The organism is Ruegeria sp. SATB045 (assembly GCF_059613525.1).
In genome coordinates this window covers 69,681-84,132 of the sequence record NZ_JBXWSR010000018.1, presented here as the reverse complement: position 1 = coordinate 84,132, position 14,452 = coordinate 69,681, and the positions used below count along the sequence as shown (strand labels likewise).

The 14,452-nt window shown below is 58.2% G+C and carries 11 protein-coding genes; 6 read left to right on the top strand and 5 right to left on the bottom strand.

Going from position 1 to position 14,452, the window contains the following annotated elements; genetic code table 11:
* Positions 1-26 precede the first annotated feature (26 nt).
* The 5 genes from AC2FNR_RS05175 to AC2FNR_RS05155 are packed head-to-tail and all read left to right on the top strand — an operon-like array spanning position 27 to position 5,740.
* On the top strand, positions 27-1,472 hold the full coding sequence (locus tag AC2FNR_RS05175; RefSeq protein WP_496848298.1) for an aldehyde dehydrogenase family protein: 1,446 nt from the start codon (positions 27-29) through the stop codon (positions 1,470-1,472).
* Positions 1,472-2,446, top strand: a complete 975-nt coding sequence (locus AC2FNR_RS05170; RefSeq protein WP_496848297.1) for a membrane dipeptidase — start codon at positions 1,472-1,474, stop codon at positions 2,444-2,446. Before AC2FNR_RS05175 ends, AC2FNR_RS05170 begins: the two co-directional genes overlap by 1 nt.
* Complete coding sequence (locus tag AC2FNR_RS05165; protein ID WP_496848296.1) at positions 2,443-4,128, top strand: hypothetical protein; 1,686 nt, start codon at positions 2,443-2,445, stop codon at positions 4,126-4,128. The genes AC2FNR_RS05170 and AC2FNR_RS05165 overlap by 4 nt, the downstream gene beginning before the upstream one ends.
* Positions 4,125-4,715, top strand: coding sequence for a DUF3726 domain-containing protein (locus AC2FNR_RS05160; protein WP_480868048.1), 591 nt, complete (start codon positions 4,125-4,127; stop codon positions 4,713-4,715). The genes AC2FNR_RS05165 and AC2FNR_RS05160 overlap by 4 nt, the downstream gene beginning before the upstream one ends.
* A gap of 11 nt (positions 4,716-4,726) precedes the next feature.
* Entirely contained in the window at positions 4,727-5,740 is a 1,014-nt protein-coding gene (locus tag AC2FNR_RS05155; RefSeq protein ID WP_496848295.1) for an Ldh family oxidoreductase, read from the top strand.
* A gap of 19 nt (positions 5,741-5,759) precedes the next feature.
* On the opposite strand, the gene AC2FNR_RS05150 is transcribed toward AC2FNR_RS05155, so the two are convergent.
* Both AC2FNR_RS05150 and AC2FNR_RS05145 read right to left on the bottom strand, forming a co-directional pair.
* Positions 5,760-7,649: a hypothetical protein gene (locus tag AC2FNR_RS05150; RefSeq protein ID WP_496848294.1), complete on the bottom strand. Its 1,890-nt coding sequence runs from the start codon at positions 7,647-7,649 to the stop codon at positions 5,760-5,762.
* A gap of 104 nt (positions 7,650-7,753) precedes the next feature.
* Positions 7,754-8,824: a glycosyltransferase gene (locus AC2FNR_RS05145; RefSeq protein ID WP_496848293.1), complete on the bottom strand. Its 1,071-nt coding sequence runs from the start codon at positions 8,822-8,824 to the stop codon at positions 7,754-7,756.
* A gap of 165 nt (positions 8,825-8,989) precedes the next feature.
* Between AC2FNR_RS05145 and AC2FNR_RS05140 the strand changes: the two genes are divergently transcribed.
* On the top strand, positions 8,990-9,688 hold the full coding sequence (locus AC2FNR_RS05140) for a class I SAM-dependent methyltransferase (protein ID WP_496848292.1): 699 nt from the start codon (positions 8,990-8,992) through the stop codon (positions 9,686-9,688).
* A gap of 340 nt (positions 9,689-10,028) precedes the next feature.
* On the opposite strand, the gene AC2FNR_RS05135 is transcribed toward AC2FNR_RS05140, so the two are convergent.
* The 3 genes from AC2FNR_RS05135 to AC2FNR_RS05125 form a co-directional block, all read right to left on the bottom strand.
* Positions 10,029-10,379, bottom strand: coding sequence for a hypothetical protein (locus tag AC2FNR_RS05135; RefSeq protein WP_496848291.1), 351 nt, complete (start codon positions 10,377-10,379; stop codon positions 10,029-10,031).
* A 54-nt stretch (positions 10,380-10,433) separates the two neighbouring features.
* Positions 10,434-13,889: a chromosome segregation SMC family protein gene (locus AC2FNR_RS05130; RefSeq protein WP_496848290.1), complete on the bottom strand. Its 3,456-nt coding sequence runs from the start codon at positions 13,887-13,889 to the stop codon at positions 10,434-10,436.
* 140 nt (positions 13,890-14,029) lie between these two features.
* Positions 14,030-14,437: a hypothetical protein gene (locus AC2FNR_RS05125; RefSeq protein WP_496848289.1), complete on the bottom strand. Its 408-nt coding sequence runs from the start codon at positions 14,435-14,437 to the stop codon at positions 14,030-14,032.
* Positions 14,438-14,452 lie beyond the last annotated feature (15 nt).

Here is a 14,452-nt window from a genome sequence, read left to right as displayed (position 1 = left end):
AACTCTTGTTTTCTCTGAGGCGTGGTGTGACCAAACTGAACCTGATTGCCGGCAACTGGCTGGCTGGTGACTCTGAAATCGAAAACCGCAACCCGTCGGATCTGAGCGATCTTGTCGGCATGTTCGCCCAAGCCAGCGTGGACCAGTTGGACGCAACGCTAGAGCAGGCGCGCATTGCGCAGGCTGAGTGGGCGACGTATCTGCCTGAACGCAAGCAAACTGTTCTGAACGCCATCGGCAACGAGCTGATGGCCCGCGCCGAGGAGTTGGGCACGCTGCTGTCGCGCGAGGAAGGCAAACCGCTGGCCGAAGGTAAAGGCGAGGTTTATCGCGCGGGACAGTTCTTTACCTACTACGCAGCCGAGTGTCTGCGTCAGATCGGTGAGAATGCCGACTCTGTCCGCCCCGGCGTTGAGATTGACGTGCGGCGCGGACCCGTGGGTGTCGTCGCCATCATCAGCCCATGGAACTTTCCCACTGCGACCGCCTCATGGAAAATCGCACCAGCGCTGTGCTACGGCAACGCGGTGGTATGGAAGCCTGCTAACATCACCCCTGCATCGGCTGTAGCTTTAACCGAGATCATTGAACGGCAGGATATCCCCAAGGGCCTGTTCAGTTTGGTGATGGGATCGGGGCGCAGCATCGGTCAGCGTCTGGTGGAAAGCCCCAAGGTGAACGCGATTTCATTCACCGGGTCGGTGCCGGTGGGAAAAGGGATTGCGGCAGCGGCCATCCATAACCTGACCAAGGTGCAGATGGAGATGGGGTCCAAGAACGCGCTGGCCGTCATGGACGACGCCGATCTTGATCTGGCGGTGACGCTGGCGCTGGGTGGCGCGTTTGGAGGCACCGGGCAGAAATGCACTGCCTCGTCGCGGCTGGTTGTTCATGCGGGCGTCCATGATGCGTTCGTCGAGAAACTGGTCGCCGGTGCGCAAGCGATGAAAGTCGGTCACGCGCTGGAGGATGGCACCCAGATGGGGCCGGTCGTCAGCGAGCAGCAGTTGCAGGAAAACCTCGCCTATGTCGATCTGGGCAAGTCTGAGGGCGCCGAACTGGCCTGTGGCGGCGCGCGGCTGGAGATGCCTCATGACGGATTCTACATGTCGCCTGGGGTGTTCCTGAACACCACCAACGACATGCGCATCAACCGCGAAGAAATGTTCGCGCCGCTGACCAGCGTAATCAAGGTTGGCAGCTATGATGAGGCGCTGAGCATCGTCAACGACACCAATTTCGGCCTGACTTCGGGAATCGTGACCCAAAGCCTCGCCCGCGCCACGCATTTCCGCCGAAACGCTCGCACGGGCGTGGTCACCGTGAACTTGCCGACCGCCGGAACCGACTATCACGTCCCCTTCGGCGGACGCGGCGACAGCTCTTACGGCCCCCGCGAACAGGGAAAAGCGGCAGCTGAGTTCTACACCACCGTCAAAACCGCCTATATCAGCGCCGGGACGCCGGTCTGATGCGCATCGACGGGCTGCAATATGCCAACTGGTCGGAAAAGATTTTCCGACAACTGCGCGAAGGTGGCGTGGATGCGATCCACGTCACCATCTCTTATCATGAGAATTTCCGCGAAACCGTCCTGAACTTTGAAAAGTGGAACCGCTGGTTCGAGCAATTCCCCGACCTGATCATGAAAAGCCGTTGGGCCAGCGACATCGACACAGCGCGCGAAACCGGACGGACGGCTGTTTTCTTCGGCTTTCAGAACCCCTCGCCCATCGAAGACGATATCGGTCTGGTCGAAATCCTGCACGATCTGGGTGCCCGGTTCATGCAGTTGACCTATAACAACCAATCCCTGCTGGCCACCGGCTGCTATGAGGCCGAAGATACCGGCATCACCCGCATGGGCAAGCAGGTGATCAAAGAGATGAACCGCGTGGGCCTTGTCGTGGATATGAGTCACTCGGCTGACCGATCCACAATCGAGGCCGCTGAACTGTCCGAGCGTCCCATCGCCATCACTCACGCCAATCCGCACGACTGGTCGCCTGCGCTGCGCAACAAGCGCGATGCGGTGATCCGCGCGGTGACGGACCATGGCGGGATGCTCGGCTTTTCGGTCTATCCGCATCATCTGAAAGACAAATCAGCCTGCACGCTGGATAGCTTCTGCGAGATGATCGCCCGCACCGCCGACAAATACGGCGTCCAACATCTGGGGATCGGCACTGACCTGTGTCAGGACCAACCCGACAGCGTGGTCGAGTGGATGCGCGTCGGGCGCTGGACGAAAGAAATCGACTATGGCGAAGGCTCGGCCTCGGCCCCCGGATTTCCACCCATGCCCAGCTGGTTTCAGGACAACCGCGATTTTGGGAATATCGAATCCGGACTACGTTCCGTGGGTATGAACAAAGATGAGGTTTCAGGTATCATGGGCGGCAACTGGTATCGTTTCTTTGCTGAAAACTTCGGGCCACGCGCATGACTGATACGCACCCCCAAATCGCCAGACGCGACCCCGCGCAGGTCATGCGGCTGTCGCGATTGGGGTCGCTGCACCAATGTCGCCTCAGTTTCATGCGGCAATTGACCCGGCGGATGGCCCGCGAGAACTGGCGTTTTACCCGGCCCGTTTTTGACATCGACACGAACGGGGTGGGTCATGCGGTCTATACCGCGCATGGCCCCGAGCGCGCTTATTCACTGGTTGCTTTCGCTCATGACCTGCCGCCCGAGCAACGCTCCGACCGCGTGATAGCCGAGGCTTGGGACGCCACTTTTACCCTGTTCGATGGCATCCCTACGACCGAAGACATCGAACGTCTTTCCCAAAACGTCCCCCTGCAAGAGGCCGGTCGGGTCAGCGAAAACGAGTTGTCTCTGTCTCGCGCCAACCGTTCGGTCCGGCTTTGGGCGCATGTGGTCGACGCTCTGGCAGCAGGCAAACAGCCGGACCCCGAGCAGATCTATAAGGTGGGCTACCTGATGCGCACCACGGCCGTATATGGCTCGGGCAAGTTCGGGGCGGCTGATCGTGAGACAACCGCCGACCGCCCGGAACTAAGCGCGCCTTTCCAGACCGAGATGCTTTCGGTCTATCTGACTCGCACCTTCGTGCGCGATCTGGTGCAGCACATGGCGCAGGCCAAAGGGGGCGATGAAACAGCCAGTCTGGATCCGGCGATTGCGCAGTGGCTGGGCATCGGCAATTCGACCGGTCTGGGAATGGCGCCGTTCATCATTAATCACCCCGTTCTGTTCAACAACTGGATCATGGTTCGCGAAGAAGCCATCGCGCGGGTGCGGTCCGTGCCACACGCCACACCGGACCGCATGGCGCAGTTCCGCGCGATTTTCGAACGCAGCAGACTATCGGTGTCGTGGTGGCGCTCGGATCATCCGGTTCAAATCGACAAACTGGCCGCGCTCAGAACTGATCTGGACATGCTCACCGCCGAGCTGACCCAGCGCGACCTGACCGAACACCACCCATGGGACGCTCTTATCTGCTGGTCCGAGGATCATCTGAGCGAAGAGGGGCAAGAATTGCTGGCCTCGCTAATTCTGGAACCTTATGGCGATTTGGTCGACGGTCTGGTCGATTGCATGGCCGACAGCAACGCAGGCGCGCAGATGATCGACGGCAGTATGAGCGTCGCACAAGTGCGCGCGCTGATCCGGCAGAGTTTTGACTGGGCGCTTGATCTTGACTGGCAGGAACAAGCCAACTGCGCCCGCGCATGGTACGTGTCCGAAGAAAAGCTGGAACCCCGCCTTGGCGAACGTTTCGAAGAACCAATCGCGGAGTACGAACAACCTCTGGCCCCTGCACGGGACGCGGCCGCTGCCTATCGCGCCCTTGAGGATTGGGCGGACACAGACAAGATTGCCGCGTTTCTCCTGCACCATCCGGAACATCGCCACACCATAAGACGCGCGCAGATCGGTCGCGTCGCCCCGTATGGAGAAATCCGCGACAACACAATCAGTGCAAACGTGTTGCCCATCGACATGCTAAGGGCAAAACTATCATTCTTTGGAGCAACACAGTTCGACCCGCGCTCGGACCGGTGGGTTCGCATCTGCATGTATTCGGGCGCGCCCTACCCGGACGAACTGAACACAGAAAACGCAGATCTTTGGGTTTACCCCGAGGCGCTACAATGAACCTGTCACTGAACGAGGTCGAAGCCACTGCCAAACGGGCAATGCGCGGTGTCGGACATAGCTGGGGTCCCGCGGAAGAGGCCGCCAAGGCTACTCGCTGGCTTTGTGCTCAGGGCATGGACGGGATCGGGGCGTTAGCAAAACTGGCGAAACTACAAAGCGCGCAACCAAGTTTGCCCGTAGCTGAGTGCCCAATTGCCGCAGGAGCACACCTTTCGGACCAAGCTGCTGAGTTGCGCAAAGAAGACATCACGTTGCAGGACATTGTCTTCCCGGTTTTACTTTTGCCTTTCGCAGCCAACGTGGCGCGGTTTTTGGATACCCCCGTTTCCGTGACAATGGATAAGACACAGTTTGTGACCGATGGGTTTGCCCTCACCACGGCCTTTTCGGTCCCCGAACAGGCAAGCCAGATCACAATAAAGCGGGGCGGGATAATGATCCAAACCCATCCTCAGTGCACACGTGCCACGCCCGACCCTGCAGACTGGTCCGAGCTGAATCGCCTTGCCCACTTCACCTATGCCCCCGCAACCGAGGACTCCCGCCTGCGCGGGGCCGGAGCGGGTCTGTCTGACAACGATTGATGAGACCCAAAATGACCGAGACCCGCACCCTGACATTGACCCAGATCGAAGATCTGGCTTTTCGCGCCCTCGTTGCCGCTGGTACGACCGAAGCAAATGCGCGCCCCTTGGCGGTTGCAACTGCTGCAACCGAAGCAGACGGCGTCTCTAGCCACGGGCTTGCCTACATCCCGATCTACTGCGAGCATGTTCAATGCGGGAAAGTCGACGGTGCCGCCCAACCGGTGCTGTCACGCCCACGTTCGGGTGTTGTGAACGTGGACGCCGCCACGGGATTTGCGCATCCCGCAATTGATTTGGGGTTCGAGGCGCTGCTGCCTGCCGCCCGCGAACAGGGAATAGCGGCGCTCGCCCTTCGCAACAGCTACAATTGCGGTGTTCTGGGATATCACACCTTCCGGATTGCACAGGCTGGTCTGGTCGGGTTGGGCTTCACCAACGCGCCGGCCTCGATCGCTCCGTCCGGGGGATCAAAACCTGTGGTCGGGACTAATCCGTTCTCGATCGCGGCTCCGGGCGCGAACGGGCAACCTTCGCTGGTGATCGACCAAAGCGCCAGCACCATTGCGAAAAGCGAAGTCATGAAACACGCCCGAGAAGACAAACCGATCCCGGTAGGCTGGGCGCTGGACGCAGACGGCAATCCAACAACAGACCCGGCAGTTGGATTGAAAGGGTCGATGGCACCGTCCGGAGGTTATAAGGGTGTCGGCGTCGCCCTATTGACCGAGGTTTTGGCTGCCGCGCTTACGGGTGCCACTCTTGGCCTTAACGCATCTCCGTTTTCAGGTACTGTTGGCGGACCACCCAAAACCGGGCAGTTTTTCATTGCCATTGATCCAGCGGCTACGTCGCAAGGCGCATTTGCCTCTGGTCTTGGCGAATTGGTTGACGCGATCCGATCCCAGGACGGCGCTCACCTTCCAGGAGACAGCCGAGCCGCCAACCGCGCCACGGCGCAGGCAAATGGCGTAGCTGTCAGCACAGCAACTTTGGACAAGGTCGAAGCGGTTCTAGGAGTTTGAAAATGGCCACCGGGCAGTGCTAGCGCACGCCATAGACAGTCATCGTAGAAGTTTCCGGCGTTCGGATCAGTTCCAGAAAGTCTGGGACACTTCCCGATTTTAAATCCAGGCTGAATCCCGAATACCCAATTCGAGACAACCCTAACAATACCGAGTCATGGCCACATGTCACAACGTAGGTCACGCCATGTTCTTCAATTATTTCTTTCGCCGTTTCGGCATCCTTGGCAATCGAAAGTCGGGTTTGTGCCAGTATTCCCGAACCGTTTCGATGATATGGCGCCGCCAAAACTCTATGGGGGGTGTTGACCAGAACGTTGGTTCCAAAGTCCCAACTGACCGCGACCGTACCTTTCGGCAATCCGGCTAGCGCAGCGACCGATTCCTGCGTCCAGCATTCGCCCAAAGCAACGTTCCCACCGTATTCAGGTACTGATGCATAGTCAGTGGTCGGAAAAAGTCGGACATAAACCGAAAAACCGTACCCCCAAACCCCCGGCAAGATCGCAAGCAAAGGAATCCATATCAATACAAGAGAAAACTCGCCAAAACGGCGTCGTAAGACACAACGCGCTTGGGTAACACATTTCACCAACGGGAACACCGAAAGTACCAACAGGCCAAGAGAACCACGAATCTGATACACAGTAATCGCCAAGGCTACGCCAAGCAGGATAGAAAATGATATCCACTCTGTGCGCCTAGCCCGATCCGCCCTGATTTGGAATAAACTGGCGAGCAGACCAAAGAACCCTGCGACGTAATACACGATATAGACATCGTTATACCCAGCGACACCGTTGATAATATCGAGCAGGCCGCCTGTTTCTGAGACATGGTCCAGCCAAAATATTTTTAGGTCTGGGTCAAGCCCATCCAACGGGTTTTGTGTGCACGCCGGAAAAAACGCGATTGACACTAAACCAACAGCTGCGAAGGTAACAGCAAGACGCAACACCCTTTGCCATGCACGTTCGGGTGTTTTTAAGGCAAGAATGAAGAGAGTACCGCTGCTTAGAATGACAGGGGCTGCAAGGTCGCGCGACAACGCATCACAAAACCCGCCCGCATAAGCCGCGGCAGGAGCTGACAGCAGGAAAATCACGCACATGCCCAAGCCAATTCCCGCACATATGTACATGACCTGCCTTTGTCGGGATTTACCGTGGTAGACCCAAGCACCGGCAATGCAAAAACATATCACGGCTAGCAGAGGAAGGTTTTCGATACCAATGGCTAGGCTGACCGAAATCGCAATGCCGCCAGCAATCAAACGCCTGATACTTCCAAATGGCGAAACCATCGCCAGAAGGGCAGTCAGCAATAGAACCATCTGGACGTTGTGGTGGTCGATACTTCCCGGCTGGAACCTGCCATCGAAGCCGATGATGATACTGAACAAAACGGCAGTATAAAAAAGCGCGGAACCACCAGCCAAAGCAAACATGATCTTTGCGGATACCAACATAGCCGCCGCAAGTGTGACAAGTGGCCAGATGAGCAAAGAGAGGTACTCAGCATAGGCGCGATCAAAAAAAACTTCGAAAAGTAAAATCAATCCGGCAATTGGCAAGTCGACCAAGCGCGACCAATGCATAAGCGTACCGCCATCAACCCCAAGACGGTATTGCACCAAATCAAACCATCCCTGCCCTGCCAAAAAATCGCGCACTATGACAAGACGCATGGCGGCATCGTTGTCTAGATCCAGCAACAACTCTGTAGCTTCGGGCGCACGCAATATCTGCCGCACCGCAACGAGTGAAAAAAACACTACAAATGCGATTACACCTGAGGCGTCAGTTGCTTTTTGTTTTTCGTGCATATCCTCACCTGTTCGGATCATCGAACAAGGATAGGCGGTATTTGACGCGCTATCACCTAGGTCAATGTCATTTGGTCTTGCCATCAGTTTTTCCGCTTACAGGATGACGGCTCAACAAATTGATACTAAACTATTATCTCCAGAATTCCCCCTGACACCTGCCGCCATTTCAGCATTGGCGTTCAATTTCATTGCCCCGCGTTTGATCTTGTTTCGGTAACGTCCGACCACGTCGAGGCAGAAGAATTCCAAGGTGGCGGATAGCTAAGGTAAGCAATGCGTCGCGCTTCCCTCCTCCCCCGCGCAACAGTGTCAAGAAGCACAGCGCAAACAAAGGATAAAACTGCGATCACGAAACCTGAAAGCGCCGTAAACAGTGACGGGATTCGTTCGACAAGGCCAGTCTCCAGAAACTCCCGGAAGACCGAGGCAAAAACCACCAGAGACGGCAGAAATGCACACGCTGCGATCACTGAAAAGAACTGCATAGGCTTTTCTTCCTTCAGCATCAGCCCTATCATTCGCAGGATCCTAAAACCGTCGGCAACAGAGGATAGTTTGGAGTTCGAACCCTCCATGCGAGCCCGATAGGGAGTGTCCATCTCATCAATCGGAAGCCTGAGTTGCAACGCAAAAACCGTTAATTCGGTTTCGATGTCGAAACCACGGGAATGAGCAGGAAAAGTCTTTGCAAAGCGGCGACTGAACACGCGGTATCCTGAAAGCAAATCTCCGACCTTACATTTGAATAACCATTCAACCAAACCTGTTAAAACTCGATTTCCGAACCGATGTCCTGGACGGTAGGCCGCTTGCTCTGTACTGCTCCGATTTCCGGTGATCATGTCAAAATTCCCGGACACGAGCCGCTCTATCAGGGCCGGTGCGCTGGCCGCGTCATAGGTGGCATCGCCATCAGCCATGACATAAACGTCCGCGTCAATGTCGGCCAACATCCGGCGGACAACGCTACCTTTCCCCGGGCTGGCCTCAAACCCTACAACAGCGCCTGCTTCTCTGGCCACCTGCGCTGTGTTGTCAGTAGAATTATTGTCAAAGACATAAATGGTAGCATCTGGCAAAGCATCCTGAAATGCTGTCACTGTCGGACCGATCGCCACACTTTCATTGTAACTTGGCAATATCACCGCCACTCGCAAGCTGGCAGGCAGAGTCCTTTCGGGTTCTACAGTTTTCAAAACAACAAGTCCCGTGTCCAAATGCGGTTGCAGGTTGGGCCTGGCAATACTGTTCAGCAAGACGTTTGCCGCTAGCAGGCTCCCGTCGCGGAAGAATGTTGCCTAATCGCAGCAAATGCATTCGATCGCCTCCTCTTCTGTCAATGAAGATCGCCAGCCTCTGGACCCACTTCGGATCGGACGTATAACGGATGTGGTAATTGACCAAACCCAAGCCGAAACCCAATGCGACGAGAAACAACCAACAAACTGCGCTTCGTTCTCGAGGACATCCTTCCCGCGTTTGTTCGAGACTCCGCTTTGTTCCGCATTCTGGCCGAATTAGCCTGGGGAAAGCACATATCGCGGCTTGCCGATTTCCGTAGTCGCGCCCCTTTTCTGACCAATGATGAGTACGAAGCACTCTACCGCGAACATCCAAGGGTTCATGACGAGACTGACTGCTCTGACAAGTGTATCAACAAGATTGCGCAAGAACTGGTCGAAGGATCAATCTGCGATGTCGGATGTGGCACCGGCGCGCTACTGACCAGACTGGCTGAGCGTCACCCCGGCCTGACCCGTAAGGTTGGAGTAGATTTCGTAGTAGATGATGCCGCCGCATTGGAAGGTATCGAAGGCATTTCAGCTCGCATCGAGGAACTGCCTTTTGAGGACGGTGAATTCGACAACGTGGTTTGCACTCATGTCATCGAACATATTCTGGATTACCGCGCAGCGATTGCCGAACTACGTCGCATCACTCGTAAGAGACTGATTATCATCGTTCCGCGCGAACGAGAATACCTGTATACTTTCAATCCACACTTCAATTTCTTCGCTTACCCACATTCGTTTCTACGCGCGATGATTCCGGTTCCGGATGACTTTGTTTGTATTGATATCGGACGCGACATTTACTACCGCGAAGATATAACCAGTTAAGAAAAACGGTTAGTTCTCGCAAAGCCTGTTGAGTAGAACAACGCGGGAAATGCCAATTCAACACACAGCGCGCATCATATCCACACCTGAAACCCACCCAAATATGCTGAAAAGCATAACGCTCAGCTGAAAGCGTGGTTTGGAGCTGCAATGCACGGAAACCTGAGCCTCAGACAGCGGTTCGTTCAACAAGCACTAACGACTTGGAAAAAAGTCCCTGCGCTTCGGGTCAACCGACACCTATGATGGGATTTCCTTCAGACCGAGTATCCGCCAAGGGCGTCTTGTTCGTTTTTTTCGTGGCCGAAAGGCATGTGAACAGGGATACACCCGATCCGGTTCATTCCGGCCGGACCGGATATCGATCCCCTTTTTCGTCAATCAGGATCAGCCGGTCGCCGCTGCGCACGTACAGATCGCAGCGACCGAACCCGTTGCGGTAAACGATGCAGACGCTGCCGTCCTCGGCGATGGAATAGGTGCCAAAGGCGGCGTCTCCGCTGGCGTAGGTGTAGGAATATGCGCCTCCAGCCGAAAATTTGGCCTGCCCGTCATCAAAGAAGGTCAGCGTGCGTCCAGCCAAGGCATCCAGTTCTTCGGGCGACAGGGGGACGTCTCCGGGTTTGGTGGGCCATTCGGCGGCAAGGGCGGGGCCAGCACTCAGCAAGGCGAGGATCAAAAAGCGCGTCATAAAGTCAGTCTAGACCGAACTGCCCTGCAACAGGCATAACGTTGCAGTGACAGATCAGGCGACCATCTGTTCGGCCTTTTTCAGGTCGACCGAAACCAGCTGGCTAACGCCCTGTTCCTGCATGGTCACACCGAAAAGCCGGTCCATCCGTGCCATCGTCACCGCGTGGTGGGTGATGATCAGGAACCGCGTGTCGGTCTGGCGGCACATCTCATCCAGCAGGTCGCAGAAACGCGTCACGTTAGCATCGTCCAGAGGCGCATCGACCTCGTCCAGCACACAGATCGGTGCGGGGTTGGCAAGGAACACACCAAAGATCAGCGCGGTTGCAGTAAGAGTCTGTTCACCGCCCGAGAGCAGGCTGAGCGTCGAGAGTTTCTTGCCCGGTGGCTGGCACATAATCTCAAGCCCCGCATCCAGCGGATCGTCGCTTTCAACCATGACCAGATTGGCCTCACCGCCGCCGAACAGGTGTTTGAACAGCATGGCAAAGTTCGAGTTCACCTGTTCAAACGCGGTCAGTAGACGCTCGCGACCTTCACGGTTGAGACTGGCGATGCCGCTGCGCAGGGCTTTGATCGCCTCTTCCAGATCGGCCTTTTCGCTGTTCAGCGTGTCGAATTCTTCCTGGACTTCTTTGCTGTCCTCTTCGGCCCGCAGGTTCACTGCCCCCATCGCGTCGCGCTGGCGTTTGTGGCGGTTAACCTCGGCCTCCAGCGCGTCGGCGGCGGGCATCTGGTCGGGGTTCACGTCCAGCTGATTCAACAACTGGTTTGGCGTCAGCTGCTGATCCTCGGCGATGCGTTCCGCAGCGGCGGTCACGCTTTCCTTGGCGGCGTCACAGCGCGCCTCGGCGGCGGCCCGGCTTTCGCGCGCTTCCGAGGCCAGACGTTCCGCATCACGTTCGGCCATCACCCATTCGCGCTGCTGAGCCTCGGCTTGAGCCAGCTTGTCAGCAGCCTCTGCCCGGCGCGCTTCGGCAGCTTCGATCAATTCGTTCAGTTCCTCGCGCGCCTCAGCGATTTCGCCGGGGGCGGCCATCGCGTCGGTCAGCTCCTCCTCAGAGCTTTCCTTGCGCTCAGCCAGTTCCGAGATGCGTTTTTCCGCCGTCTCCAACCGGTGCTTCCAACCGCTGAGGTCTTTCTTGACCTCCTGGCTGCGACGGGTCCGTGCTTCGCCCTCGCGGCGCAATTCGTCATGGGTCGAGCGGTGGGTCAGCATGGTGATCCGCGCGGCCTCGACCGTTTGTTTGATGTCTTCGACCTGCGCACGGGCGCTGTCCAGATCGCCCAATCCGGCCAGCGCGCCCTCGGCCTCGCGCAGTTGGGCGCGTGCGGACATGGCGTCTTCCTTGTGGCGATCCACGGCCAGCGTCAGGGTTTCCAGCTTGCCCTGCGCCAGATTGCGATCCGCCTCAGCCCGGCTGAGTTGCCGTGCGGTTTCCGCCATGCGCTGGTCGGCGGCACGGCGTGCCTCACGCGCGCGGCGGTCAGCTTCAGTCACGTCGGCCAGTTGCTGTGACAGCGCCTCATGCGCCGCCCGCGCGCCATCGGCCTGCGCCTCGGTCCGGGCCAGTTCCTGTTTCAGCGCTTCCAGCTTGTTCAGCTGTTCCAACCGCAGCGCGGCTGCACTCGGCGCGTCCTCGGCCCAGGCGCGGAACCCGTCCCAGCGCCACAGATCGCCCGAGCGCGACACCAGCCGCTGACCGGGTTTCAACGCCGCCTGCAGCCGTGCGCCTTGGTCCCCGTCAACCAATCCGATCTGCGCGATCCGACGGCTGAGGCGATCTGGGCCCGACACATGCAGCGCCAAAGGTTCAGCTCCTTCAGGCAAGGGCTGATCCGCGTCGTACTCCGCGACCTCCACCCAGCCCGACGGCCCGTCACCGTCGACCAAAGGCGCGCGCAGATCATCCGCCAGCGCGGCACCCAGCGCCTTTTCATAGCCCGGAGCAACGCGCAGCAGGTCCATCACCTGCCCCCCCTCAGCGGTGTCACGTTCAACCAGCTTGGCCAAAGCGGTGGTCTCAGCCCGAATGGCCCCCAACTCACCCTCTGCCTCGGACCGTTGCGCGCGGGCTTCAGCCTCACGCGCTTGCGTCTCGCTACGCAGCTCATCGGCTGCGGCCAGCGCTTCTTCGGCGGCCTCGGCGGCCTCGCGGGCTTCTTCTTCATCCTCTTGCGCGGCCTCGAACGCCTCGGCCGCGCGAGTCAACGCCTCACGCGCGTCATTCACGGCACCGCGCGCCTTTTCTTCTTCGCCCTCGGACCGGGCCAGCGTTTTGCGGCTGTCCTCGACCAAACGTTGCGCCGATTGGTGACGGGCGACAAGACGGGCCATATCCTCGGTCTGTTGCGAGAGGTGATCCTCGCGGTCCTGCAGCACCGAGGCCGCCTCGCGCGCGATTTCCGCCGCCTCGGCCACCTTGTCATCGTGACCTTCAGCCGCCTTGGCCAGCTCGCGGGCTTCCCATTCCAGACGTTCGATCATCTGGCCCGCGTCACGGTTCAAACCGCTTTCACGCTCGATATCATTGCCAAGTTGTTGAATACGGTTGGTCAGGGTTTCAATCGTCTGACGCGCGCGGGTTTCCTGATCTGAAAGCTGGTCGCGCTGCACCTGCTGACGTTGCAACACGGCCGCAGCGATGGCCTCTTCCTCGCGCAGGGGCGGCAGGGTTTCTTCGATCTCGGTGCGTTTGGCAGCGGCGGCGCGCGCCTCGGCCTCGGCGCGCGAGGCCTCAGTAATCCGGTCGCGCAGCTTTTCCTCGGCCTGTTGACGGGCCATGTCGGCCTCTTTCCAGCGTCGGTACAGCAGCATCCCTTCGGCTTGCCGCAGCTGTTCACCAATCTCGCGATAGCGCGCAGCCTGACGGGCCTGACGCGCCAATTGCGCCAGCTGCGTGCCCAACTGTTCCAACACGTCATCAACGCGAGTCAGGTTGGATTCCGTGCCCTTCAGCTTCAGCTCGGCTTCATGCCGACGTTGATAGAGACCCGAGATCCCGGCGGCCTCTTCCAGAATACGCCGCCGCGCTCGGGGTTTGGCGTTGATCAGCTCGGCGATCCGGTTCTGCCCTACCAGCGCGGGCGAATGCGCCCCCGTTGAGGCATCCGCGAACAGCATCTGAACATCGCGCGCCCGCACATCCTTGCCGTTGGTCTTGTAGGCGCTGCCCACATCGCGGGTGATCCGGCGGATGATCTCCAACTGATCGGTGTCATTGAACCCCGAAGGCGCCAGCCGTTCCGAATTGTCCATGGTCAGGACCACTTCGGCAAAGTTGCGCGCGGGTCGCGTGGCCGCCCCGGCGAAAATCACATCTTCCATCGCGCCGCCGCGCATGGATTTGGGGCGGTTTTCGCCCATCACCCAACGCAGCGCCTCTAACAAGTTGGACTTGCCGCAACCATTTGGCCCCACCACACCGGTCAGCCCGTCCGCGATAATCAGATCGGTCGGATCGACAAAGCTTTTGAAGCCGGTGAGTTTGAGTTTGCTAAAACGCAAAGGCAATGAGTCCCGTGATTCCTATACGCTGGAAGTCTGCGCAACGGATTGGGGTCGAGTCAACGAACTTGCGCAGGATATGGGATATCAACCCAAGTTATCCACAATATCTTGGCAAAATACGCAGGAATTCGCGTATGTCAGTATGCAGTACACTCGAACACCTGATAACCGTAGCCATCGCCGATGTGATCGAAAATACCTGTGTCCACGCATTCGTAGTTCGGGATGGCCACCGCAGTCTGCAGCAAGCGCTCACCCACCTCTCGGTCGCAACCCAACACCCCAACCGTCACAGCGGCATCGCCTAGCACATCCAGAATTGGGCACCCCGAAACCTGTGCCATCGCCTGAGCAGCGCGACCACGGATCGGCCCGAGCCGCGGGGCGTATTGCATGTTCACCCGCACTGCTTCGGCCAGATCATCGCGCACGCGCACATCAAAGACACTACCATTCACCGCCACACGCGTCGCGGGCACATCGCGGAAATGAGGCGTGCCCGCCGAACATGCAGCCAGGACCAGCAGGGCGAAGTATCGGATCATGTTCTCTATGGTGAG